This is a genomic window from Haemophilus sp. HN_Hi16 (assembly GCF_049823435.1).
Lineage (GTDB): Bacteria > Pseudomonadota > Gammaproteobacteria > Enterobacterales > Pasteurellaceae > Haemophilus > Haemophilus influenzae_D.
In genome coordinates this window covers 976,010-1,001,998 of the sequence record NZ_CP187500.1, presented here as the reverse complement: position 1 = coordinate 1,001,998, position 25,989 = coordinate 976,010, and the positions used below count along the sequence as shown (strand labels likewise).

General features: G+C 38.0%; 25 protein-coding genes and 1 other RNA gene. 16 read left to right on the top strand and 10 right to left on the bottom strand.

Annotated elements, in window-relative coordinates:
* Nucleotides 1–43: 43 nt before the first annotated feature.
* Together grxD and ompA are read right to left on the bottom strand one after the other, a co-directional pair.
* The gene (gene grxD / locus ACPT9C_RS04965) at nt 44–367 is read right to left on the bottom strand and encodes a Grx4 family monothiol glutaredoxin (protein WP_005689316.1); all 324 of its coding nucleotides are present in this window, start codon (nt 365–367) and stop codon (nt 44–46) included.
* Between the two features lie 147 nt (nt 368–514).
* Entirely contained in the window at nt 515–1,591 is a 1,077-nt protein-coding gene (gene ompA / locus ACPT9C_RS04960; RefSeq protein ID WP_118879898.1) for a porin OmpA, read from the bottom strand.
* A gap of 365 nt (nt 1,592–1,956) precedes the next feature.
* Between ompA and ydiJ the strand changes: the two genes are divergently transcribed.
* The 9 genes from ydiJ to cydC all read left to right on the top strand — a co-directional run bounded on the left by ydiJ (nt 1,957) and on the right by cydC (nt 12,628).
* Nucleotides 1,957–5,040: a D-2-hydroxyglutarate dehydrogenase YdiJ gene (gene ydiJ / locus ACPT9C_RS04955; protein WP_118879897.1), complete on the top strand. Its 3,084-nt coding sequence runs from the start codon at nt 1,957–1,959 to the stop codon at nt 5,038–5,040.
* Between the two features lie 53 nt (nt 5,041–5,093).
* Complete coding sequence (locus ACPT9C_RS04950; protein WP_050949355.1) at nt 5,094–5,276, top strand: hypothetical protein; 183 nt, start codon at nt 5,094–5,096, stop codon at nt 5,274–5,276.
* Nucleotides 5,233–5,682, top strand: coding sequence for a hypothetical protein (locus ACPT9C_RS04945; protein ID WP_021035459.1), 450 nt, complete (start codon nt 5,233–5,235; stop codon nt 5,680–5,682). The genes ACPT9C_RS04950 and ACPT9C_RS04945 overlap by 44 nt, the downstream gene beginning before the upstream one ends.
* 45 nt (nt 5,683–5,727) lie before the next feature.
* Complete coding sequence (locus tag ACPT9C_RS04940) at nt 5,728–6,144, top strand: hotdog fold thioesterase (RefSeq protein WP_050949353.1); 417 nt, start codon at nt 5,728–5,730, stop codon at nt 6,142–6,144.
* Nucleotides 6,141–7,112, top strand: a complete 972-nt coding sequence (hemH, locus tag ACPT9C_RS04935; protein WP_118879896.1) for a ferrochelatase — start codon at nt 6,141–6,143, stop codon at nt 7,110–7,112. The genes ACPT9C_RS04940 and hemH overlap by 4 nt, the downstream gene beginning before the upstream one ends.
* 79 nt (nt 7,113–7,191) lie before the next feature.
* Nucleotides 7,192–8,049, top strand: coding sequence for a co-chaperone YbbN (locus tag ACPT9C_RS04930; RefSeq protein WP_050949352.1), 858 nt, complete (start codon nt 7,192–7,194; stop codon nt 8,047–8,049).
* Between the two features lie 73 nt (nt 8,050–8,122).
* Nucleotides 8,123–9,079: a thioredoxin-disulfide reductase gene (trxB, locus tag ACPT9C_RS04925; RefSeq protein WP_005627209.1), complete on the top strand. Its 957-nt coding sequence runs from the start codon at nt 8,123–8,125 to the stop codon at nt 9,077–9,079.
* A 61-nt stretch (nt 9,080–9,140) separates the two neighbouring features.
* Entirely contained in the window at nt 9,141–10,901 is a 1,761-nt protein-coding gene (cydD, locus tag ACPT9C_RS04920; RefSeq protein ID WP_061671336.1) for a heme ABC transporter permease/ATP-binding protein CydD, read from the top strand.
* Complete coding sequence (gene cydC / locus ACPT9C_RS04915; protein ID WP_050949350.1) at nt 10,901–12,628, top strand: heme ABC transporter ATP-binding protein/permease CydC; 1,728 nt, start codon at nt 10,901–10,903, stop codon at nt 12,626–12,628. The genes cydD and cydC overlap by 1 nt, the downstream gene beginning before the upstream one ends.
* Before the next feature lie 9 nt (nt 12,629–12,637).
* On the opposite strand, the gene ffs is transcribed toward cydC, so the two are convergent.
* Nucleotides 12,638–12,736, bottom strand: an RNA gene (gene ffs / locus ACPT9C_RS04910) — signal recognition particle sRNA small type.
* A gap of 129 nt (nt 12,737–12,865) precedes the next feature.
* Here ffs and nrdG point away from each other — a divergent pair.
* Entirely contained in the window at nt 12,866–13,333 is a 468-nt protein-coding gene (gene nrdG, locus ACPT9C_RS04905; protein ID WP_050949349.1) for an anaerobic ribonucleoside-triphosphate reductase-activating protein, read from the top strand.
* 99 nt (nt 13,334–13,432) lie between these two features.
* Here nrdG and ACPT9C_RS04900 read toward each other — a convergent pair whose 3' ends face one another.
* The 3 genes from ACPT9C_RS04900 to pmbA form a co-directional block, all read right to left on the bottom strand.
* Complete coding sequence (locus tag ACPT9C_RS04900; RefSeq protein WP_005690669.1) at nt 13,433–14,755, bottom strand: L-cystine transporter; 1,323 nt, start codon at nt 14,753–14,755, stop codon at nt 13,433–13,435.
* A gap of 330 nt (nt 14,756–15,085) precedes the next feature.
* The gene (hpt, locus tag ACPT9C_RS04895) at nt 15,086–15,625 is read right to left on the bottom strand and encodes a hypoxanthine phosphoribosyltransferase (protein WP_050847226.1); all 540 of its coding nucleotides are present in this window, start codon (nt 15,623–15,625) and stop codon (nt 15,086–15,088) included.
* Between the two features lie 199 nt (nt 15,626–15,824).
* Nucleotides 15,825–17,180: a metalloprotease PmbA gene (pmbA, locus tag ACPT9C_RS04890; protein WP_050847225.1), complete on the bottom strand. Its 1,356-nt coding sequence runs from the start codon at nt 17,178–17,180 to the stop codon at nt 15,825–15,827.
* An 88-nt stretch (nt 17,181–17,268) separates the two neighbouring features.
* Here pmbA and yjgA point away from each other — a divergent pair, with 88 nt between their 5' ends.
* The 6 genes from yjgA to rapZ are packed head-to-tail and all read left to right on the top strand — an operon-like array spanning nt 17,269 to nt 21,069.
* Nucleotides 17,269–17,805, top strand: a complete 537-nt coding sequence (gene yjgA / locus ACPT9C_RS04885) for a ribosome biogenesis factor YjgA (RefSeq protein WP_042593792.1) — start codon at nt 17,269–17,271, stop codon at nt 17,803–17,805.
* 49 nt (nt 17,806–17,854) lie between these two features.
* Nucleotides 17,855–18,463: an LPS export ABC transporter periplasmic protein LptC gene (gene lptC / locus ACPT9C_RS04880; RefSeq protein ID WP_011272406.1), complete on the top strand. Its 609-nt coding sequence runs from the start codon at nt 17,855–17,857 to the stop codon at nt 18,461–18,463.
* Complete coding sequence (gene lptA, locus ACPT9C_RS04875; protein WP_050949348.1) at nt 18,444–18,962, top strand: lipopolysaccharide transport periplasmic protein LptA; 519 nt, start codon at nt 18,444–18,446, stop codon at nt 18,960–18,962. The genes lptC and lptA overlap by 20 nt, the downstream gene beginning before the upstream one ends.
* 3 nt (nt 18,963–18,965) lie before the next feature.
* On the top strand, nt 18,966–19,691 hold the full coding sequence (lptB, locus tag ACPT9C_RS04870) for an LPS export ABC transporter ATP-binding protein (protein ID WP_005670728.1): 726 nt from the start codon (nt 18,966–18,968) through the stop codon (nt 19,689–19,691).
* A 2-nt stretch (nt 19,692–19,693) separates the two neighbouring features.
* Nucleotides 19,694–20,188, top strand: a complete 495-nt coding sequence (gene ptsN / locus ACPT9C_RS04865) for a PTS IIA-like nitrogen regulatory protein PtsN (protein ID WP_032824651.1) — start codon at nt 19,694–19,696, stop codon at nt 20,186–20,188.
* A 17-nt stretch (nt 20,189–20,205) separates the two neighbouring features.
* On the top strand, nt 20,206–21,069 hold the full coding sequence (gene rapZ / locus ACPT9C_RS04860) for an RNase adapter RapZ (protein ID WP_050949347.1): 864 nt from the start codon (nt 20,206–20,208) through the stop codon (nt 21,067–21,069).
* Nucleotides 21,070–21,112: 43 nt separating this feature from the next.
* On the opposite strand, the gene pheA is transcribed toward rapZ, so the two are convergent.
* The 4 genes from pheA to ftsA all read right to left on the bottom strand — a co-directional run bounded on the left by pheA (nt 21,113) and on the right by ftsA (nt 25,979).
* Nucleotides 21,113–22,270, bottom strand: a complete 1,158-nt coding sequence (pheA, locus tag ACPT9C_RS04855; RefSeq protein ID WP_050949346.1) for a prephenate dehydratase — start codon at nt 22,268–22,270, stop codon at nt 21,113–21,115.
* 126 nt (nt 22,271–22,396) lie between these two features.
* The gene (gene lpxC / locus ACPT9C_RS04850) at nt 22,397–23,314 is read right to left on the bottom strand and encodes a UDP-3-O-acyl-N-acetylglucosamine deacetylase (RefSeq protein ID WP_042593786.1); all 918 of its coding nucleotides are present in this window, start codon (nt 23,312–23,314) and stop codon (nt 22,397–22,399) included.
* 38 nt (nt 23,315–23,352) lie between these two features.
* On the bottom strand, nt 23,353–24,618 hold the full coding sequence (gene ftsZ / locus ACPT9C_RS04845; protein WP_050949345.1) for a cell division protein FtsZ: 1,266 nt from the start codon (nt 24,616–24,618) through the stop codon (nt 23,353–23,355).
* An 83-nt stretch (nt 24,619–24,701) separates the two neighbouring features.
* Entirely contained in the window at nt 24,702–25,979 is a 1,278-nt protein-coding gene (gene ftsA, locus ACPT9C_RS04840; RefSeq protein WP_050949344.1) for a cell division protein FtsA, read from the bottom strand.
* Between the last annotated feature and the right edge of the window lie 10 nt (nt 25,980–25,989).

The following is a 25,989-nucleotide window of genomic DNA, read 5'->3' as shown; positions in this document are numbered from 1 at the left end:
ATAAAAAACCCGCTTATTGCGGGTTTTATTTTTCTAAATGTGATTAAGCGTGTTTTGCTGCCACTTCAGCTAATAAAGTTTGCAATTCGCCTGCTTGATACATTTCTAAAATAATATCGCAACCTCCAATTAATTCGCCTTCAACCCATAATTGTGGGAAAGTTGGCCAATTTGCATATGTTGGTAACTCAGCACGAATATCTGGATGTTGCAAAATATCTACATAACCAAAAGGCACTTTGCAATTCATTAATGCCTCAGATGCACGAGCAGAAAAACCACAAGATGGAAATTTTGGCGAACCTTTCATATAAATAAGAATGGGGTTTTCACTAATTTGCTTTTTGATCTTGTCTAAGGTTTCCATAATGTTTCCTATAAATAAACGAGGTAAGCATTCTATCACAAGTTAAAACTTGATTAAAATGCTTGGTTTTAGTTTCATTTAAAACAAAAGGCCTAAACCGAAGTTTAAGCCTTTTCCTGTATTTAATCTTTCGTTAAACGACTAAAATTATTTAGTACCGTTTACCGCGATTTCTACACGACGGTCTGGAGCAAGACAAGCGATAAGTGCTTTACGACCTTTAACTTGGTCACAAGTTGCGCCAGTTACTGGGTTTGCTTCACCGTAACCAGTTGCAGAGATTGCGTCTGCTGCAACACCTTTAGCAACAAAGTAGTTAGCTACTGAATCTGCACGTTCTTGAGAAAGTTTTACGTTGAACGCATCAGAACCAATACGGTCAGTGTAACCAGCAACCGCTACTTTTGCACTTTTAACTTGTGAAATTTCGCCATAGACGCTGTCTAATGTTGCTTGTGCTTGAGGTTTTAAGTTTGCTTTACCAAATGCAAAAGTTACATCAGAATTTAAGCTGAAAGTTTTGCTTACCATTTCAGGTGCTGCAACAACTGGTGCTTCGCCTTGACCAAAGCGGTAAGAAATACCCGCATTGATAGAACCAATCCAAGGGTTGTAGTTAATTGCACTATTTGGTCTATTTTGTTCACGGAATTTACCTACGCGAGTTAGCCATTGGTATTCTAAACGAACTGCTAATTCTGGTAATACTGCGTATTCTGCACCTACAGAGAATAAACCAGAGGTACGCAAGCTATGACGACCTTTATTGTGGTCACGAGTACTGTTTGGAGCTTCATAAAATTTATAATCAGAACGTACTAAAGCAACACCTGCTTTGCCATAAACATCTAAACCGTCTAACACTTCATAGCTGCCTTTTAAGCTTAAGTGCGCACCGTGGTTAGTATGTTTAGCTTTAGTTTTTCCTTCTGCACGAAGTTTTACACGACCAAAATCATCGTAACCTAATTCAGCAGCTAAACCAAAATTATCTTGATTTAAAATTTGGTAACCACCAAATACACCATAAGTGAAAGTATTGCGTCTGTAACCATAACTAAGTGTTAAATGCTCTTGAATTGCGCCATTATTGTTAATACCATCATGGAAAGATCCTTGACCAGCTTTAACGCCTGCGTAGAAAGTATTTTCTTGTGGAGCTGCTTGAGCTACTGAAGCTGCTGCTAAGCCAGCAACTACTAATGCGATTGCAGTTTTTTTCATTTTGATGTCCTCTATTTAGTCATCGAATAGTAATAAAAAATTATTCCCGTTTAGACCGAACTTTTAATCAAAGTTATCTTCTAAACAGTACTTAACGAGGGTTTGAATTTGCCTCATTGCTACCTTTTTACAAACTCAATTCCTTTGTTTATGTTTTCCCCAAAGGAACGTTCAAAAGTGTGATCATTATCCTATGAATTTTAAAAAGATCAAATTATTTTGAATTATTTGTTTAGTTTTTATTCAAAATAACGCTTTCTTAAACAGACTTTTTACTTTCTCCCCTCTCTTTCCTGATCGACATTATTCTAGCCTTAGGATATTATCAAAGCCTCCATCTGATATGTTTAAATGGGTCAAATACTATGTTGCCAAGTCTAAATCGCATTCCTCAAATTGAACAATATGTACTTGATTATCTTGACGATCTTCAACGCCAACATTTTGAGGGAGATATTGCGACAAATTATTCGGATAGATTAAGCCTGGCTACGGATAACAGCGTTTATCAACAACTTCCACAAGCGATTCTTTTTCCGAAAACTGTAGCTGATATAGTACGTATAACCAAATTGGCAAATTTACCTGAATATCAATCAATCAGCTTTACGCCTCGCGGCGGCGGCACTGGCACCAATGGTCAATCCCTTAATAACAATATAGTAGTGGATCTTTCTCGTCATATGACTGCCATTTTAGAACTCAATGTAAAAGAACGTTGGGTTCGAGTACAAGCTGGCGTAGTAAAAGATCAACTTAATCAATTTTTAAAACCATATGGCTTATTCTTTGCCCCAGAGTTATCCACCAGCAATCGAGCGACTTTAGGTGGAATGATTAATACGGATGCCTCGGGGCAAGGTTCATTACAATATGGTAAAACCTCTAATCACGTTTTAGCATTACGCGCAGTATTAATGAACGGTGAGATTTTAGATACAAGTGCGGTCAATTCTGTTGATGTTTTAGAAAACATTGATGCGCTTGAATTAAGTGAAAACAGCAAAAAGCTCCACCAAACAATCGCACAACACTGCAAAGAAAAAAGAGCGGCAATCATTAAAGATTTGCCACAACTTAACCGTTTTTTAACGGGATACGATCTGAAAAATGTATTCAATGAAGATGAAAGTGAATTTAATCTTACGAGAATTCTCACTGGCTCTGAAGGTTCTCTCGCATTTATTTGCGAAGCCAAACTCAATCTTCTGCCAATTCCGCAGTATCGCACGCTCATCAATATTAAATATCGTTCTTTTGATGCGGCATTACGCAATGCACCTTTTATGGTCAAAGCCAATGCGCTTTCTGTGGAAACTGTTGATTCCAAAGTCTTAAACCTCGCCAAACAAGATATTATTTGGCACTCTGTGAATGAACTTCTGACAGAAGATGAAGAAGATCCAATTCTCGGTTTAAATATTGTGGAATTTGCCGGTAATAATAAAGAAAAAATCGACCGCCAAGTCACCGCACTTTGTCACTCACTTGATGAAAAAATTGAACACAATCAAGATCACATTATTGGCTATCAAGTCTGTTCTGATTTACCGTCTATTGAACGAATTTATGCAATGCGAAAAAAAGCGGTGGGCTTACTTGGTAATGCAAAAGGTGCAGCCAAACCGATTCCTTTTGTAGAAGATACTTGTGTTCCCCCAGAAAATCTTGCGGATTACATCAGTGAATTTCGTGCTTTATTAGATAAACACAATTTACAATATGGCATGTTTGGTCACGTGGATGCAGGCGTGTTGCACGTTCGCCCTGCACTTGATTTATGCGATAAAGAACAAGTGAAATTATTTAAACAAATTTCAGATGAAGTGGCAGAACTTACAATTAAATATGGTGGATTACTTTGGGGAGAACACGGAAAAGGCGTGCGTTCCCATTACGGCGAAAAATTCTTTACGCCAGAACTCTGGCACGAACTTCGTTATATCAAAACCTTATTCGATCCGAACAATCGCTTAAACCCCGGCAAAATCTGTACGCCTTTAGATTCCAAAGAGGAACTTTATTCTATTCTTTCGCCAATGCGGGCTGATAAGGATCGCCAAATTCCTATCCAAATGCGTGATGAATTTAAGGGTGCGATGAACTGCAATGGAAACGGTTTATGTTTTAATTTTGATGAACACAGTATTATGTGTCCATCAATGAAAGTCAGTAAAAACCGTGTATTTTCGCCGAAAGGTCGCGCTGCGATGGTGCGAGAATGGCTGCGATTGATGGCAAATGAAAATGTTTCGCCCGAACAATTAGACTTCCGTAAAACAGAAATAAAACTAACCGCACTTGTGAAAAGACTAAGCAATACGGTTCAAAAATGGCGAGGCGATTATGATTTTTCTCACGAAGTGAAAGCTGCAATGGATACTTGCCTTGCTTGTAAAGCCTGTGCGAGTCAATGCCCGATTAAAATTGATGTGCCAAGTTTCCGTGCGAAATTCTTTCATTTTTATCACAGTCGCTACTTACGACCGGCAAAAGATCACGTTGTGGCAAATTTAGAAATCGCTGCGCCTTATATGGCAAAACAGGCAAAATTGTTTAATTATTTTACCAAGCTAAAAATCACGCAAACATTAGTGGAAAAAACGCTAGGCATGACCGATTTGCCCTTGCTTTCTGAACCCAATTTGCAACAACAGCTGGTAGAAATTCATTATCAAGGAAAATCCTTAGAAGAATTGGAAAACCTAAGTGCGGTAGAAAAAAACAATGTTTTATTTATTGTGCAAGATCCTTATACCTCTTACTATGATGCGAAAGTGGTACGCGATTTTGTTATGCTTACGCAGAAATTAGGCTTCACACCAATTCTGTTGCCATTTAAACCAAACGGCAAAGCAATGCACATTAAAGGCTTCTTAAAACGCTTTAGCAAAACAGCCCAAAACCAAGCCGAGTTTTTAAATCGAATGGCAAAATTAGGCATTCCACTTGTAGGCATTGATCCAGCCATCGTGCTGTCTTATCGAGATGAATATAAAGAAGCACTACAAGAAAAACGGGGCGATTTTCACGTTCTCACTGCTCACGAATGGTTAAAACAAAGATTACAAAATGCGGATTTGCAAGAGAAGTTAAAAAACATCGCCAAAACTGACCGCACTTTAGGTTGGTATTTATTCCCTCATTGTACGGAATCTACTTTTATGCCGAATAGTCCAAAAGAATGGCAAGAAATTTTTGGAAGATTTGGACAACAACTGAATGTAGAAAAAGTAGGCTGTTGCGGTATGGCTGGTGTATTTGGACATGAAGTGCAAAATCAAAAAATGAGCCGAGAAATCTACGATGTATCATGGCATAAAAAACTACATGGAAAAGATCCGCACTTTTGTTTAGCAACCGGTTATTCTTGCCGCAGTCAAGTAAAACGTTATGAACATGTGGTGTTGAAGCATCCTGTGCAGGCGTTATTAGAAATATTGGAATAAAAGAGAACTTATGCCACAATAACATCAAAACTTGATACTACTAAGGAGGAAATATGTCTAGACATTTTTCACCACCAACCAATCAAGAACTCATTAATGAGCTGATAAAGCTGGGCAATCATATTGAAAGCACCAGAATCACAGGCGAAACACGTGAAGAGCGTTTAAAAAAATTTATGGAAATTTACAATTATGGCAAATGTAATAAAGATTCCAGCAAAAGTTTCTCTACATAAATTGTTTAGAGAAATCAGTCGAGAACTAGGTTTTAGTGATGAAGACATCGATAATTACGCAATGGATGTTTTTGAATTACTTGATAAATGGGAACAACAAGGGTTTGTTGAAGTTTACGAAAATTATAGTGATCGCAAAGTTGGTCGTTTAAAACGTTCTGATCTGGGTAAATACGCTATCCCTTGGTATTTAGAACTTTATCACGCTAGAATTTCAGAAAAGAATGACCCTTTAATCGTATTAAGAAAAGATAATGAGGATCAACGAGGAGAATATAGTTTTTCTGTCAGATTTTTAATCACGCACGATAAAATGTTTGGCTCATTAAATGAAAAAAATAATGAAGCAATCTTGAAAAAAATCAAAATGACCGTCGATACATTAATTAAAAAAGGCAATTATTAATGAAGTAAGTCTAATAATTTACCTTTATTTTTTATAAAGATAAAAATGCTCTGGAAAAAAACTTTTACCCTTGAAAACTTAAATCAAATTTGTGCTAACAGTGCAGTTAGCCATCTTGGCATTGAAATTTCTGCTTTTGGCGAGGATTGGATTGAAGCGACGATGCCAGTGGATCATCGTACTATGCAGCCGTTTGGTGTGTTGCACGGTGGGGTTTCGGTTGCTTTAGCTGAAACAATTGGTTCTCTTGCGGGTTCGCTTTGTTTGGAAGAAGGCAAAACTGTGGTGGGATTAGATATTAACGCCAATCATCTTCGCCCTGTTCGTTCAGGTAAAGTAACTGCAAGAGCCACGCCAATTAATTTGGGCAGAAATATCCAAGTTTGGCAAATTGACATCCGCACAGAAGAGAATAAACTTTGTTGTGTTTCTAGATTAACCCTTTCCGTAATCAATTTATGACAAAACCAGCAAAAATCGGCGTATTACTTGCCAATCTAGGCACGCCAGATAGCCCAACGCCAAAGTCAATTAGCCGTTATTTATGGCAATTCTTAACGGATCCTCGCGTGGTCGATTTACCCCGTTGCAAATGGTATCCTCTACTCAAAGCCATTATTTTGCCATTGCGTTCAAAACGTATCGCCAAAAATTATCAAGCCATTTGGACAGAGCAAGGATCGCCTTTACTTGCTATTTCACGACAACAAAAAGACGCATTACAAGCCTATTTAGATAATCAAAATATCGATACTCAAGTAGAAATTGCCATGACTTATGGCAATCCATCAATGCAAAGTGCGGTGAAAAATTTGCTTAAAAATCAAGTTGAGCGAATTATTGTCTTGCCTCTTTATCCGCAATACTCTAGCTCAACTACAGGCGCAGTATTTGATGCTTTCGCTAACGCTCTTAAAGAAGAACGAGGATTACTGCCTTTTGATTTCATCCATTCTTATCATATTGATGAAAATTACATTAATGCCTTAGCCGACTCCATAAAAGTGCGGTTAAAATCCGATGAGTTTTTGTTATTTTCTTATCACGGTATTCCTCTGCGTTACGAAAAAATGGGCGATTATTATCGTGAACATTGTAAACAAACGACTATTGCAGTTGTTAATAAGCTGGGCTTAACAGAAAACCAATGGAGAATGACGTTTCAATCTCGCTTTGGCCGTGAAGAATGGCTGCAACCTTATACCGATAAATTTTTAGAATCTGCTGCAGCACAGAACATTCAAAAAATTGCCGTTATTTGCCCGGGTTTCTCCGTAGATTGTTTAGAAACCATTGAAGAAATTGACGAAGAAAATCGAGAAAATTTCCTAAACAATGGCGGACAATCTTATCAATATATTCCTGCACTTAATGTAGAGCATGCACATATTAAAATGATGGGAAAATTGATCCTAGAAAAACTTACTTAATAATAGAAATGGTAAAACGTTTCTAAAATCTTCCGCACTTTGCTAAAATCAGCCATTATTTTTTTCACAAGGATAAAACATGGCTGATTTTCCTTTTATCGTTGAGATCAACGAACAAAATCTTACTGAAATACTGCAACAATCCTTAGAAAAACCACTTGTCATCAATTTTTATGCGCCAACGCATAAAGAATCGGCAGATTTTTTGGTGCTACTTGAGCAAGTTGCAGAACAATATCAAGGACAATTTATTCTTGGAAAAGTAAATTGTGAAAAAGAGCGAATGATTGCCGCACAATTCCGCATCCAAGCATTGCCAACCACCTATTTGTTTAAAGAAGCACAGGCATTAGATGCATTTCCAAGCGTGCTTGATAAATCTTCATTAATCCAACGATTAAGCATTATTTTACCTAAAGAGGAAGATTTAAAATTCCAACAAGCATTAGATTTCTTGCAAGTAGAAAATTACGAAGCTGCATTGCCATTATTGAAAGATGCGTGGGAACTTTCAGATAAGAAAAATAGCGATGTTGCCCTACTCTACTCTGAAACCTATATTGCAATGAAAAAAACGGAGCCAGCACAAGAAATTTTAAATCAAATTCCATTGCAAGATCGTGATAGTCGTTGGCACGGATTACAGGCACAAATTGAGCTACAAATTCAAGCTTCAGATACGCCTGAAATTCAACAATTACAAGCTGATTATGCCAAAAATCCAACGCCTGAAATTGCAATAAAACTTGCTGTTCAGCTTCATCAAGCGAGCAGAAATGAAGAAGCACTGACACTACTTTTCGGTATTTTAAAAACCGACTTAGGCGCGCAAAATGGTGAAGTTAAACAACAATTTTTATCTATTTTAAGCGCAATGGGCAATGCTGATCCGCTGACAAATAAATTTCGTCGATTACTTTATTCGCTGCTTTATTAAGCAAAAAGTTTATAATCAGTAAAATGCAACTTATTGCATTATATTATTACTTAACTACAAACAAGGATTCTTTATGTCAGATACCAAACACGCAAAACTTTTAATTTTAGGCTCAGGCCCTGCTGGTTATACGGCAGCCATTTATGCAGCACGTGCAAACTTAAAACCAGTATTGGTAACGGGTTTACAACAAGGTGGCCAGCTTACCACTACAGATGAAATCGAAAACTGGCCGGGCGATTTTGAGATGACTACTGGTTCAGGTTTAATGCAACGTATGTTGCAACACGCAGAAAAATTTGAGACAGAAATCGTCTTCGATCATATCAATCGCGTAGATTTGTCTTCTCGCCCATTCAAACTTTTTGGCGATGTGCAAAATTTCACTTGTGATGCGTTAATTATCGCAACAGGTGCCTCTGCACGCTATATTGGCTTACCTTCAGAAGAAAACTACAAAGGTCGTGGTGTTTCCGCTTGTGCAACCTGTGATGGATTCTTTTATCGTAATAAACCAGTCGGTGTGATTGGTGGAGGAAATACTGCGGTGGAAGAAGCCCTTTACTTAGCCAATATTGCAAGTACAGTGCATTTAATCCACCGTCGCGATAGCTTCCGTGCGGAAAAAATTCTTATCGATCGTTTGTACAAAAAAGTGGAAGAAGGAAAAATCGTTCTTCATACTGACCGCACTTTAGATGAAGTATTGGGCGATAATATGGGTGTAACAGGATTACGTTTAGCCAACACAAAAACTGGCGAGAAAGAAGAACTCAAATTAGATGGTTTATTCGTAGCCATTGGTCACTCGCCAAATACGGAAATTTTCCAAGGGCAACTAGAATTGAATAATGGCTATATCGTTGTAAAATCTGGTCTTGAAGGCAATGCAACAGCCACTTCTGTGGAAGGCGTGTTCGCAGCAGGCGATGTAATGGATCACAATTATCGCCAAGCCATTACCTCTGCAGGAACTGGTTGTATGGCAGCCTTGGATGCAGAACGCTACTTAGATGCTCAAGAAGCATAAATTTTCTAGCTAATTCCCCTCTTTTAAAAGAGGGGAACTTTTTCTATATCTCGATAAACCTATGAATAAAGTTCGTCAAAAATATTTACAACAATGGCTTCGCGCACAACAAGAACCTATCAAAAAATTAATGCGTGCAAACATTGCTCTCGCTACGCTTTCTGCACTCATTTTAGTCGCGCAAACTTATTTTCTTGCGACGTTGCTCGATAAACTGATTATGCAAAATGTGCCTCGTGATGAACTTATTCCTTATTTTCTCGGGCTAATTATCGGCTTCGGGATGCGTGCTATTATTTTATGGGTACGAGAAAAAATTGGTTTCCGAAGCGGACAATTATTACGCAACCATATTCGTCAAAAAATTCTGGATAAAATTCATCTTGTCGGCCCTGCGACAATTAATCAAAAACCAGCTGGAAGTTGGGCAAGCATTATGTTAGAACAAGTAGAAAACTTACATAATTTCTATGCCCGTTTTCTGCCTCAACAAAGCCTTTCAGCCATTGTTCCAGTGGTTATTTTCATTGCTGTATTTCCGTTGAACTGGGCTGCAGGCTTAATCTTAATGATTACTGCACCGCTTGTTCCTCTATTTATGATCATTGTTGGTATTGCTGCGGCTGACAACAGCCAAAAAAATATGGATACCCTTTCTCGCCTAAGTGCCCAATTTTTAGATCGCTTACGCGGCTTAGAAACCTTGCGTCTTTTTAACCGCACTTCTGAACAAACTGAGCATATTGAAAACGCCACTGAAGATTTTCGTGAGACCACAATGGATGTGCTAAAACTCGCTTTTCTCTCTTCTGCTGTATTGGAATTTTTTACCTCTATTTCCATTGCACTGATGGCGGTCTATTTTGGTTTTAGCTACTTAGGTCAAATTGAATTTGGCACCTATAATGCACCGCTTACACTTTTCACAGGTTTCTTTTGTTTAATTCTTGCGCCTGAATTTTATCAACCCTTGCGTGATCTCGGCACTTATTACCACGACCGCGCAGCGGGTATTGGTGCAGCAGATGCCATTGTTGATTTCTTAGAAGCTGATTATTTAACCGTTCATCAAAATGAAAAAACAATTTCTTTAGAAAGTGCGGTTGAAATTTCTGCCGAAAATTTAGTGGTGCTTTCGACACAGGGTTCAGCATTAACCAAGCCGTTAAACTTCCAAATTCCAGCAAATCACAATGTTGCACTTGTAGGACAAAGTGGTGCAGGTAAAACTTCATTAATAAATGCTATTTTGGGCTTTTTACCTTATAAAGGCTCGCTCAAAATTAATGGTCAAGAACTTCGCGAAAGCAATCTAGCTGACTGGCGAAAACATATTGCGTGGGTAGGACAAAATCCATTGTTATTACAAGGCACAATTAAGGAAAACTTACTACTTGGCAATATTCAAGCCAACGATGAAGAAATTAATCAAGCATTAATGCATTCTCAAGCGAAAGAATTTACCGATAAACTTGGACTTCATCACGAAATCAAAGATGGTGGATTAGGCATTTCTGTAGGACAAGCGCAACGCCTTGCCATTGCTCGTGCTTTGTTACGCAAAGGCGATTTGCTTCTGCTTGATGAGCCAACCGCAAGCTTAGATGCGCAATCAGAAAATCTTGTTTTACAAGCATTGAATGAAGCAAGCCAGCATCAAACTACACTGATGATTACACACCGAATTGAAGATTTGAAACAATGTGATCAAATTTTTGTGATGCAACGAGGAGAAATAGTACAGCAAGGTAAATTTGCCGAATTACAACATGAAGGTTTCTTTGCTGAACTACTCGCTCAACGACAACAGGATATCCAATAATGCGCACATTACTTCCCTTTATACGTTTATTTAAATTCGCCAAATTTCCGCTTATTTTAGGCTTGGTGCTGATGATTTTAGGATTGGGATCCAGCATGGGGTTGCTTACCGTTTCAGGCTGGTTTTTAGCCGCTACAGCCATTGCAGGACTAGGCACTCTATTTAACTTTTTCTACCCTTCAGCCAGTGTGCGAGGTTTAGCTATCGGGCGAACCGTCATGCGCTATTTTGAAAAAATAGTGACGCATGATGCAACATTCCGCATATTGTCCAAATTACGCGTACAAGTATTTGAAAAAATCATTCCTTTAAGCCCAGCGGTATTAAATCGTTATCGTAACAGCGATTTGTTAAATCGTTTAGTGTCCGATGTTGATACACTTGATAGCCTCTATTTACGTTTACTTGCACCATTCTTCACTGCTGCATTTGTAATCATTGCCATGACGATTGGACTTAGCTTTATCAATATTCCACTCGCACTTGGTTTAGGCTTATTTTTGTTGATTTTATTAATAATTATCCCAACCATTTTTTATCGCTTAGGACAGCAATTTGGCGAACGCTTAATCCAAGCACGCACAACCTATCGAACCCAGTTCTTAGAATTTATCCAAGCACAAGCCGAGCTTTTATTATTTAATGCAGAAGATAAATTAAAAGAGAAAATGTCAGTCACAGAAAAAACATGGCAGGAAGATCAAGCCAAAGAAGCAAAATTAAGCGGATTTTCTACCGCACTTGTTCTCTTTCTTAATGGTCTGTTGATTTCTGGAATGCTATGGTTTGCAAGTAACGCCGATTTTGGTACAGATGAATATCGCACGGCTTATATTGCACTTTTCACTTTTGCTGCACTTGCCGCCTTTGAGATAATCATGCCATTAGGTGCGGCATTTTTACACATAGGTCAAGTTATTGCGGCAGCAGAGCGAGTGACCGAAATCATTGAGCAAAAACCGCTTGTCGAGTTTAATGGTAACGAGGAATTTGAAACAAAAGTGCGGTTAATTTCTGCGAAGAATTTAAATTTTTCCTATCCCGAACAAGAAACACTCGTATTAAAAAATCTTACATTAGATTTAGAACAGGGCAAAAAAATTGCTATTTTAGGCAAAACTGGAAGTGGGAAATCTTCACTTCTTCAACTTTTAGTACGCAATTATGATGCAAATCAAGGTGAGCTTTTATTAGCAGAAAAACCCATTTCTACCTATTCAGAAAATACATTGCGTAACCAAATTTGTTTTTTAACTCAACGCGTTCACGTATTCAGTGATACACTTCGTCAAAATTTACAATTTGCAAGTGCGGATGAAATTTCTGATAAAAAAATGATTGAAGTTCTACATCAAGTTGGCTTAAGTAAATTACTTGAGCAAGAAGATAGTTTAAATCTTTGGCTGGGAGATGGCGGTCGTCCGCTTTCTGGCGGAGAACAACGACGTTTAGGTTTAGCACGTATTTTACTCAATAATGCGCCAATTTTATTATTGGATGAACCAACAGAAGGTTTAGATCGCGAAACTGAACGTCAAATTTTACGTTTAATTCTGCAACACGCTGAAAATAAAACCCTAATTATGGTCACTCACCGTCTAAGTTCAATTGAACAATTCGATAAAATTTGTGTAATTGATAACGGAAGATTAATCGAAGAAGGCGATTACAGTAGCTTAATCACAAAAGAAAATGGTTTCTTTAAAAGATTGGTTGAACGAGTATAAGGGGCGGAAACTTTCCCAGCTTCTTCTCGGCACACAGTAATTCCGACTTTGGCTGCTTTCTTCCGAACCTGACCGAGTAAACCAGACACCGTTGCGAGAGACCGAGAAAGTTTCCATTGATATCGCAAATGCGATTGCTCGCTATTATGCAGAATTTATTGCCCTATTGCAAAGACTAATTCAAAAGTGCGGTGAATTTGGCGAGAATTTAAGCCACATTTTCAGGATTTTTATGAAATGAACTACCTCCAATACTACCCGACCGATGTTATCAATGGCGAAGGCACAAGATGCACACTTTTCGTCAGTGGCTGTACGCACGCTTGCAAAGGCTGCTACAACCAAAAAAGTTGGTCATTTTCAGCGGGTGTATTATTTGATGAAGCAATGAAACAACAAATCATCAATGATTTAAAAGACACTCGCATTAAACGCCAAGGGCTGACGCTTTCAGGTGGCGATCCACTTCATCCCCTCAACGTAGAAACATTATTGCCATTTGTGCAACGCGTAAAACGAGAATGCCCCGATAAAGACATCTGGGTTTGGACGGGTTATAAGCTAGATGAATTAGATGAACAACAACGTGCTATGTTGCCTTATATTGATGTATTAATTGATGGGAAATTTATTCAAGAAGAGGCAGACCCAAGTTTAGTTTGGCGAGGCTCAGCAAATCAAATTATTCATCGATTTAAGTTATAAAACACTGAAAAAAACCACCGCACTTTTTAGTCAAAAGTATTGAGCGATAAAAAATCTGCAACTGAATTCTCAATTGCAGATTTTTTTATTGATTTCCAGTTACTTATTTAGCAAGCGATCCGTAATCGTGCCTGCCACCATGGCACCGTTTACGTTAAGTGCGGTACGTCCCATATCGATGAGCGGTTCGATGGAAATGAGTAAACCGATTAATTCCAGTGGTAAACCTAACGTAGATAGCACGACGATAGCGGCGAATGTGGCTCCGCCACCTACGCCTGCGATGCCGAATGAAGAAATGGCGACCACGAAAATTAAGGTTAGAATGTAGCTGAAGCTAAAAGGGTCAATGCCGACCATTGGGGCGACCATTACAGCAAGCATCGCTGGATAAATGCCGCCACAGCCGTTTTGTCCGATAGTGGCACCGAATGTGGCAGCAAAGTTGGCGATGACATTGTTGTTACCTAATTTTGCGGTTTGCGTTTCAATATTTAACGGAATTGTCGCCGCACTTGAGCGAGATGTAAACGCAAAACTTAAGGTTGGCAACACTTTTTTGTAGTAATCCACAGGATTGACTTTAACGAAGAACAATAAAATGCCGTGAACCACAAACATTAAGGCAATAGCAGCATAAGAAGCCACAATAAAATTGCCCAAATTGACAATATCCGCCCATTTTGAGGTGGCAGCCATTTTAATCATCAACGCAAACACGCCGTAAGGGGTTAAGCGAATCACAAAACGCACCAAACGCATCACTAATTTGTTTAAAGTTTCTACACCTTGTGCAATTCGTTCACCAAGTGCTTGATCTTCTTTGCCTAAACTCAAAGCCGCCACGCCAAGTAATGCTGAGAAAATTACGACACTAATAATGGACGTTGGGTTGGCACCCGTGAGATCAGCAAAAGGATTTTTCGGAATAAAGGACACCAACATCGCAGGCACAGTTAAATTAGACACTTGCCCTGCTTTATCTAACACTTTGCCTTGAGCCGCTAATTCACGATCGCTCACGATTAATCCTGCCGCCGACACATCAAATAAATGCACCATCGCAATCCCAATTGCCGCGGAAATGGCGGTGGTAATCAGCAAGGTGGATAACACGCCAACGCTGACTTTGCCCAATGATCTGGTTTGATTGATACGAGCGATAGCAGATAAAATCGACACGAACACCAACGGCATCACGATCATCTGCAATAAACGAACATAACCGTTACCGACCACATTGATCCAATCTAAAGTTTTGTCTAACAAAGGTTTTTCAAAAGCGGATTGCAATACCGCACCAAAAAGCAAACCGAGCAATAAACCGATAAATACCGTTTGCCCTAATTTTTCGGTTTTGCGATATAGCTGTGCTAACAGCAATAAAAAAGCAATAAATATCGCCAAATTGACTAATAACATAAAAAATCTCCAAAACTGATTAAAGTGTTTGGAGACTATCAACTTCAGCAAAAATAACAAGTTTTCTTTCGTTATATTTTATACGTTTTGGTAATTAAAATGCGGCTGCAGTGGCTAGCACGCCTGAATAAACTAAATAGCCGCCGAAAAATAAGAAAATTGCCCTTGCAAGATTATCAATATAACGGCTGTATTTGCTGTAAAAAGATTTAGCAAGTGATCGAGAAAATAGCAATGAAATGAAATGAAATGAAATGAAATGAAATAATATAAAAAAGTGCGGTTAAAAATTCATTTAAAATTTCAACCGCACTTTTCAATAAAATCAAATTATTCTTCTAAAACAACTTTACCGATATAGCCTAAATTACGATGGCGTTGCGCGTAATCGATACCATACCCCACCACAAATTCATCAGGAATTTCAAAACCAACCCATTCAACAGGCACTTCCACTTCGCGGCGAGAAGGTTTATCAAGTAACGTACAAATTGCAAGACTCGCAGGATCACGCAAATTCAAAATATCACGCACTTTTTCCAAGGTATAACCCGTATCAATAATATCTTCCACAATTAAAACGTGTTTACCTTTTATATCGCCGTCCAAATCTTTAGTAATACGAACGTCGTGATTCGTGGTCATGCCTGTGCCATAACTTGAAGTGGTCATAAATTCAATTTCCACAGGTAAATTTATCTGACGAACGATATCCGCCATAAACATAAAGGAACCACGTAAAAGCCCTACGACAACAAGGCTATCGATCTGTTTTTCTTGATAAAATTTTGTAATTTGAGCACCTAATTCAGCAATACGCGCATGAACATCATTCTCTGAGATTAAAACATCTACGTGGTGTTTTTTCATTGTGTTTCCTTATGAAATGACAGGGGATAAAATCGTTTGCTATTTTACAAAAAAAAGGCTGAAGTTTAAACCTTCAGCCTTTTTCAACCCTAACGAATTTACTTTCTACTCTACCTGTTGGAGCAACAACAGATGTGCGTATAGTAACAGATATTTAGTCATTGTCAATAAGAATTATTCTCAATTTCAAAAATATTTCTTAATTTCCAGAAATTTTCATTTTATCTAACAAAATAGAACCAGTTTGGATGTTAGAACGATGCTCTATATCGTCAGCTACAGCAACCATATTCTTCAACATATCTTGTAGTTGCCCCGCAATGGTAATTTCGGCGACGGGATATTGAATTTCGCCATTTTCTACCCAAAAACCTGATGCGCCACGAGAATAATCGCCCGTAACAATATTGACACCTTGTCCCATCACATCCGTTACTAACAATCCCGTTCCCATTTGACGTAAAAGTGCGGTCAATCCTCCAGTTAAATTTGGCTTAACAAGCCAGTTGTGAATGCCACCAGCATGACCGGTACTTGACATACCGAGTTTTTTACCGCTGTAACTTGTCACTAAATAAGTTTGTAATACCCCATTTTCAACAATTTCACGATCTTGCGTACGAACACCTTCACTATCAAAAGGCGTTGAAGCCAAACGACGTAATAAATGTGGTCTCTCACTGATATTGAACCAATCAGGTAAGACCTGTTTACCCAAATGTTCGAGCAAGAAACTCGATTTTCTATATAAACTGCCACCACTTATTGCAGCAGCAAAATGAGAAATAAGACCAGTTGCAACATCATTTAAGAAAATGACAGGCACTTCTCGTGTACTCAATTTTTGAGGATTTAAACGAGAAACGACTTTCTTTGCACAATTTTCGCCAACCCAAATGGGCGATTGGAGTTTATCGAATTCACGAGAGATCGTGTATTCGTAATCATTTTCTAAGGCATCTTCTACGCCACCAATAACCGAACAAGATAAGGAATAACGGCTTGATAAATAACTTTGCAACATACCGTGACTATTTCCATACACTTTCACGCCTGTATGTGAATTAAAACTTGCTCCGTTGCTATTTACGATGCGTTTATCCGCTTGCAAAGCGGCTTGTTCTGCTTGAAGTGCCAATTCCGTCGCTTTATCAACATCTATATCAGCAGAATGATAAAGCTCTAAATCAGGCGCATCAAAAGCCATTAGATCTTTATCAGCCAACCCTGTGCAATCATCAGGCGAGGTGTATTTTGCAATAGCAAGTGCGGCTTCCACTGCATTTTTAATTGCGCTTTCGCTTAAATCGGAAGTCGAGGCATTGCCTTTTTGTTGCCCCATATAAACAGAAATCCCCAATGCGCCATCATTAGTAAATTCTACGTTTTCAATTTCTTGCAAACGAGCAGATACGGATAAACCGCTCACTTTTGTGACCGCAACTTCTGCACTTGCGCCAGCTTTCGTTGCTAACGCCACTGCAAAACTGACGGCTTGGCGTAATTCTTGTTCTTGTGCTTTTAAAAGTGCGGTTGAATTTTCGGCTGTTTTCATTATTTTTTCCTATTAAAAATTTTCAACATTTTATCTTATTTTTAAAGTTTATGGTAAAATGCACGCCAATTTTCATAAAGGATAAAAAATGGCAAAACGTAAGAAAAAAGAAGTTTTCGATTGGGAAGATGAAGATCAAGAAGAAATTATTTGGGTGAGTAAAAGCGAAATCAAACGCGATGCGGAAGATTTAAAACAACTTGGCGAAAAAATTGTCAATCTCACGAAAAACAATCTGGCAAAAATTCCACTTAATGAATCCTTACTTGATGCCATTGAACTTGCACAGCGTTTACAAAAAGAAGCTCGCCGCCGTCAATTACAATATATCGGTAAATTATTGCGTGGAATTGATGTTGAACCTATTCGTGAAGCCTTAGATAAAATTGAAAATAAGCATAATCAACAACAAGCTATGTTGCACAAAATCGAAAAAGTGTGCGATGAATTGGTGGAAAAAGGTGATGTGGCTTTAACTGATTTACTAAATGATTATCCTGATGGCGATCGTCAGCAACTACGCAATCTGATTCGTTCTGCACAAAAAGAACTGGAACAAAATAAACCATCAAAAGCCTATCGAGAAATTTATCAAATGCTCAAGGTATTAATGTTGGAAGATTAAAAACATTGAAATTTTCATCCGCACTTTGTGGATAAGTGATTGAAATAAAATGAATATTCGTTGGAATGTAATTTTGGGCGTTATCGCACTTTGTGCTTTGGCGTGGTTTTATTCCTTAAATCAGGAAACCGCAGATTTATCTGAACTTGTGAAAAAACCAGATAGTCCTGATTATGTGGGTTATAAAATGGAAACAACGGTTTTTTCCCCTGAGGGTAAAAAACAATATTTGGCTTTATCCGATAAAATTGAGCATTATACAGTCAATGAACAAACCCTTTTTACCGCGCCTTTAGTTTATTTATATCCCACAACATCAAATGAAAAGGAACAAAATCCCAATCAAAATGTAGATTTTTTTAGCACACAAAACTGGAAATTAAGCGCAAATCAAGCAAGATTGACAAAAGATCAAATATTGTATTTAGAGGGTAATGTCGTCGTGCAAAGTTTAACATCAGATTCTCGTTTGCAACGCATTGAAACAGAATCAGCGGTCGTCAATTTAAAAACACAGGATATGACTTCCGAAACACAGGTTAAAATTAAGGGTAAAAATTTTAGTTCTACAGGATTAAAATTAGTCGGAAATTTACGCCAACAAGTGGCGACATTAAAGGAACAGGTAAAAACATATTATGAAGTTAGTAAGCAATAAAATTCTTTTTCTTGCAACGATGGTATTAGCATCAAGTTCAGCTTTTGCATTGAAAGATGACGTTAATCAGCCGATAAATATCGTTTCGGATAATCAATCCTTAGATATGGAAAAAAGTGTAGTGACATTCACAGATAATGTAGTAATTACACAGGGATCTATCATCATTAAAGCAAATAAAGTTGTTATCACTCGTCCCGCTGAAAAATCAGGGAAAAAAGAAACTGTAGAAGCATTCGGTACGCCAGTCACATTCCATCAACAGTTAGATAATGGCACTCCAATAGATGGAAAAGCAAATAAAGTTCATTATGATCTTGGCAGCGAATTTTTAACATTAACTAACAATGCCGAATTAAAGCAGCTTGATAGTAAAATTAATGGCAGTGTTATTACCTATGATGTGAAGAAACAACAACTTAAAGCTAATGGTAATGGAAAATCACGGGTAACAACAGTTCTTATTCCATCTCAATTACAACAAGCTAAAGGGAAGTAATCTATGTCAATTTTGACTGCAGAGAATTTAGCTAAAAGCTACAAAAGTCGTAAAGTTGTTTCGGATGTCAGTTTAACCGTAAATTCTAATGAAATTGTCGGTTTACTCGGGCCAAACGGTGCAGGGAAAACAACAACTTTCTATATGGTCGTTGGGCTTGTTCGCCAAGATCAAGGTAAAATTGTTATTGATGGCGAAGATATTAGTTTGCTCCCAATGCATAATCGTGCGCAACGTGGCATTGGTTATTTACCGCAAGAAGCCTCGATTTTTCGCCGTTTGACTGTCTATGAAAATTTGATGGCGGTATTGGAAATCCGTAAAGATTTAACCCCGCAACAACGTCGTGAAAAAGCAGATGAATTAATTGAAGAATTTAACATTGCTCATATTCGAGATAATTTAGGACAAGCCTTATCAGGCGGCGAACGTCGCCGTGTAGAAATCGCACGTGCCTTAGCGGCAAATCCAAAATTTATTCTATTAGACGAGCCTTTTGCTGGTGTAGATCCTATTTCTGTGAGCGATATTAAAAAAATTATCACCGACTTACGTAACCGAGGATTAGGTGTTTTGATTACCGATCATAATGTTCGTGAAACCCTTGATGTTTGCGAACGTGCTTATATTGTTGGCGCAGGTAAAATTATCGCAACAGGTACACCGGAACAAGTGATGAACGATGAACAGGTTAAACGCGTTTATCTTGGCGAACAATTCAAATTATAAAAATGAAAATAACTGAACTATTAAGCCCTGAGAATATTCGTCAGGGCGTTAGTTTTTCTAGCAAAAAACGATTATTTGAATCTATTTCACATTTTGTGGTGGAACAAGTTCTTGCAGAACAAGGCGAACAAGCCTGTTTTGAATGTCTTTTTGAACGTGAAAAACTGGGGAATTCTGGTTTAGGAAATGGGATTGCAATGCCAAAAGCAAAAATCCCCGTAACAGTATCAGATAAAGCAATCGCAGTGTTTATGCAACTCGATAATCCGATTGATTACGATGCTGTTGATAGTAAACCAGTGGACTTAATCTTTGCCTTACTGATTCCAGAAAATCAATGTGAAACCTACATTCCAGTTTTAGCATCATTAATAGAAAAACTGACTGATAAAAATGTGTTGAAGCAATTACGTTCAGCTAAAAGTGCGGATGAAATTTGGCAAGTTTTTGAAATTATCGATCAATCAGAAACAACACTTGAAGAAGTGAAAGAATAATTACAGTGGGGAAATTTATGGAAATTATCATTATTAGTGGGCGTTCTGGTGCAGGAAAATCTGTAGCCTTACGAGCATTAGAAGATACAGGATATTACTGTGTTGATAATATTCCTTTAGATTTGCTTCCTCAATTGACTGATATTCTGTCTCAATCTCAATCTCAATCTTCGGTCGCCATTAGTCTCGATATTCGTAATATTCCAAACTCCGCTAATTCTCTTGAGCAAACCCTTTCAACGTTACAAAAGCATCATCAAATTAAAATCATTTTCTTAGAGGCTGATCGTGCTACCCTGATTCGCCGATATAGTGATTCACGCCGTTTGCACCCGCTTTCATTAAAAGATCTATCTCTTGAAGCTGCAATAGATGAAGAATATCGCTATCTTGAGCCATTGATTCAACACGCAAATCTTATTCTTGATACCACCCATCTTTCTACGCATAGTCTTGCAGAACGATTACGCGAATTTTTACGCTATAATAGTGAAAAAGAATTAAAAATTATTGTTGAATCTTTTGGTTTTAAATATGGGATTCCTTTAGATGCGGATTATGTTTTCGATGTCCGCTTTTTGCCTAACCCTCATTGGGATCCAACATTACGCCCAATGACTGGATTAGAAGCCCCTGTCGCAGAATTTCTAAATAGTCATACAGAAGTCAATGAATTTATTTATCTCACTCGTCATTACATTGATACTTGGTTACCGATGTTAGAAAAAAATAACCGTAGCTATTTGACGATTGCCATTGGATGTACTGGGGGAAAACACCGCTCCGTTTATATTGCTCAACAATTAGGCGAATATTTTCAAGCCAAAGGAAAAACAGTACAAATTCAACATAAATCCTTAGAACGGAACAAAAAAATATAAAAAGTGCGGTCATAAAAATATTATTTTTATTGACCGCACTTTTTTATACACTCACAGGCTTTACAATCTCACTAGGATAACAACCTAAAATCTTTAAGTAATTGCTATAACCTTTTAATTCTTCCAAAGCCTGTTTTGTATCTGGATGATGGATATTTGCTTCAATTTCTAGATAAAACATTTCTTCCCAAGGCTTACCGTAAATCGGTCGAGATTCCAGTTTTGTCATATTGATTTGATGCTTTTTAAACACCAATAAAGCATCCACTAATGCGCCAGCTTGCTGTGAAGTTGTCATTAATAATAAGGTCTTTGTGGGAATCTGTGATGAAACTTCGCGAGGATCTTTAGCCACCACAATAAAACGTGTAATATTGTTCTCTTGATTAGCAATATTAGTTTTTAATACACTAAGTCCATACAATTTTCCACCGTCTTCATTGCCCAATGCTGCAATATTAGGTTTATTCAAACTTGCGACTAATTGCATTGCGTGTGAACTACTTTCGCAATATTCAATATGCACGCGATCAAGACTATGAATAAATTGACTACATTGTTGAATCACTTGAGGATGACTATACAACGTATCAATTTGACTCAAATCTGTTTTATCATTGACAAGCACGCAGTGTTTGATTGGATAAGCCAACTCTCCCACTAATGATAAATCAGTATGCTGAAGTAAATCATAAACTTCATTAATTGCACCCGATGTTGTATTTTCTAAAGGCAATACACCAAAGTCAGCTTCTCCAGTCTGAACTTTTTCAAATACTTGCTCAAAAGACTGACATCCTAGTTCTACAAATTGTTTTTGATAACGAGCAGCATAATTACGTGCAGCTAAATTAGAATAAGAACCACGTTTACCTAAAAAAGCGATATGTAAATTTTGATTACGTTGTTCATTAAGTTTATTCTGTAAGTAGACTTGCTGGGTCAATACCGAGTCTTCAATAATTTTTTGGAAAATTGAAGTAATGTATTGTGCTTCAAGCTGATAATTTTCATTTTCAGCAAATTGCACTAGTTCTTGTAAAAGTTGCTGCTCACGCGCGACATCACGTAAAGCCTTCTGCGTCACTTCTTTGCTTCTTACTACATCAAACGCCAAACGATGACGCTCCGAAAGTAGCTTTAACAAACTACGATCGATTTGCGTAATTTGTTGGCGAATGTCAGATAATTCTAATGCCATAATGCTTCCTTATAAAAAATCCCACGAAATTGACCGCACTTTTAGTAGATTCGCCATTTAAGCACGAGATGAAATAAAAAAGCTATACTTCCTACCAGAAATATAGCTTTTTCAACAATAAAACAATTAAATAAGCACTTGCACTGGAGCAACATACCCTTGTGGCACTTGCGCTTTATCTTCAAAGGTTACAAATTCCCACGCTTCTTGATTTGCTAAAACAGCACGAAGTAACTTGTTATTTAAACCGTGACCTGATTTATAGGCTTTAAAATCACCGATAATGTTATAACCAGCCATATAAAGATCGCCAATTGCGTCTAACATTTTATGACGAACAAGTTCATCTTTAAAGCGTAAGCCATCTTCATTTAAGATTCTATAATCATCAAGAACAATCGCATTATCAAGGCTACCACCTAATGCTAAACCTTGAGATTGAAGATATTCAATATCTTTCATAAAGCCAAAAGTTCTTGCTCGGCTAATTTGATGAACAAATGCTTGGGCGGAAAAATTCATTTCATAGTTACGTACATCTTTGCCAATAGCAGGATGGTCAAAATCAATAGTGAAATCTAAACGAAAACCATTGTAAGGTTTAAATTCAGCCCATTTATCGCCATCTTCAACTCGTACATATTCTTTAATGCGAATAAATTTTTTCGCTGCATTTTGTTCTTCAATTCCCGCATCTAACAACAAATAGATAAACGGACTCGCACTGCCATCCATAATTGGAATTTCAGGTGCATCAACTTCGATAATAATATTATCAATACCAAGCCCTGCCAAAGCTGCATTTAAATGCTCAACTGTAGAAATGCGAACACCTTGATCATTAATTAGTGCTGTACAGAGCATTGTATCACGCACTGAATTAGGATCGGCAGGGAATGCCACCGCAGGGTTTAAATCTGTACGATAATAAACAACACCTGTGTTTGGCATAGCTGGGCGTAAGGTTAATGTCACTTTATTACCGCTATGTAAGCCAACGCCTGTTACTTTAATACTTTGTTTTAATGTTCTTTGTTTAATCATTCTACTACCTTCATTTACTAGGTATTTTCTGAAACTTATTAATTTTCTTCACGCTGTGCAGGATTAAAAAAATTATTTTTCTTAAATGCTTCCAAGCGATCTGTAATCGGTTTATCTAACGGTCGTTGATATTCTTCTGATGCAGACCTTGACACTTCAACAGATTCACGACGATGAAGTTCAGGAACAATGTTTACACGCCCTTCGCCTTCAATATTCTGCGTAGAAAGCCCTTGACGAACAACTTGAATTGGATCATTTCCTGCAATTTCCCCTAGACCAGTTGCCACAATAGTTACACGAATTTCATCGCTCATCTCAGGCACTAAACTCGTACCAACAACAACTGTCGCCTCTTCAGAAGCAAAGCTACCTATTGTCTCACCTATAATGTTAAATTCATCAAAAACTAAATCCATTCCAGCAGTAATATTAACTAAAATACCTTGAGCATTAGAAAGATCTATTTTTTCTAGAAGATCGTTACGTACCGCAAGGCGAGCCGCCTCTTCTGCTCTACCCGCACCAGGTTCTCCCACCGCTGAACCAAAACCTATCATTGCTTGCCCTTGAACGGACATTACCGTTCTTACATCGGCAAAGTCCACATTGATTAAGCCAGGCGATGTAATCATATCCGAAATACCCATAACCGAATTACGTAACACATCGTTTGCAGCAGCAAAAGCCTCTATTAATTTAGCATTTTTAGGGAGAACTTTTTGAATTTGTTGATTCGGAATAATAATCATTGAATCAACATATTGGGATAAATCTTTAATACCAAGCTCTGCAAATTGCATACGTTTTTTGCCTTCAAAAGCAAAAGGTTTAGTCACTACTGCAACAGTTAAAATACCCAGTTCTTTAGCAATTTTAGCAACAACAGGCGCCGCACCCGTACCTGTGCCGCCGCCCATACCTGCTGCAATAAAGACCATATCTGCGCCTTCAAGCATTTTGCGGATTTCATCCTGATCATCTTCAGCTGCCTTACGACCAATATTCGGATTTGCCCCAGCACCTAAACCTTTGGTTGTTTCTCCACCAATTTGTACGGTCTGTTGAACTTGACTTTTACGCAATGCTTGAGCATCAGTATTGACGGCATAAAATACTATGCGACCGTGTTCCTCTGATGTTAATGAACTTTCACCAACAAAGGTTCCGCCCATTTCTTGTTTTACCATATTCATTACCATATGGTTTACGGCATTACCACCGCCACCGCCTACACCTACGACTTTGATCAGTGCGCCGGATTCGTTAAAATTGTCGTACTCAGGGTACTCTGGGTATAGCATTGATGTTCTCCGTTACTGCCAGATAAGCTGACTAAATATATAAAATATAAATTCTCTTTATTGTAGATGAAAAATTAAAATAATCAAAATTCTGACCGCACTTTATTGACAATTTTTTTAATTCCTTGCCAAATAGACTCAAAGAAAGTTCCTTCAGAATCATCACTTCCTGAAATTAAATCATCGTCACTATTACTGTGATTATATTGCAATAATCCCACCACCGTTGAATATTGTGGACGATTCACATAATCAGTCAAACCAGTAATATTTAATGGGCTTGCTATACGTACTTGGCAATGGAAAACATTTGAAGCGCATTCTTTAAGATCTTCAATCTGTGCTCCACCACCAGTCATAACCACACCTGCAATTAATTCAAATTTAATATGTTTTGCTTCTAATTCAGCTTTTAACTTATCTAATTCGTCTTTTACCACACCTAAAAGCTCCGTATAACGAGCCGATGTAATTAAAGATAAATCACTTTTTGTTAATGAACGAGGCGCACGACCGCCAATACTTGCCACCTCAATTTTTTTATCTCCGTGCAAACGAGCTGGGTAAAATGCACTCGCATAGTTCACTTTGATCCGTTCTGCTTCTGCTCGCGAAATTGTACAAGCGTGCGCAATATCATTCGTCACAATATTTCCTGCGTAAGGAATTACCTTGCTAAAGCGTAATGCACCATTCGTATAAACCATCACGTTCATTGTGCCGGCACCAAAATCAATTAAACACACGCCGAGATCTTTTTCATCCTCAGTTAGCACAGAATGTGTCGCTGCGAAACCAGAGAAAACCACTTTATCCACTTGCAATCCACAACGTTCAACGGCTTTTTTTAAGTTATTTTGCCAATCTTGATGACAAGCGATCAAATGTACTTGTGCTTTTAAACGCACGCCTTGTAATCCTAATGGATTTTTAATGTTCATCTGACGATCAACAGCATATTCTTGTGGAATAACATGCAATAAAGACAATCCCTCTGGTAATTTTATTGAGCTTGCTGTATGAAGTGCCGAATCGATTTCTTCTTGTGTTACTTCACTTTCTGCTATCGGCACAAAACCACTTTCATTAAGGCTTTGAATATGCTCTCCAGTAATGGCTAAAGTCACACTCATAATCTGACAATCCGCCATAGACTCTGCAGCTTCAATAGCACGTTGAATCGAACCCACCACAGCATCAAGATCAGTGATACTGCCACGATCAATCCCTTTTGAAGGACAACTGCCTACACCAAGCACATTCACTACACCATCAGGAAATACTTCGCCAACCACAGCGACCACTTTTGAGGTGCCAACCTCTAAACCTACTATTGTTTTTGCTTCCACACCTTTAACCATTTTCACACCC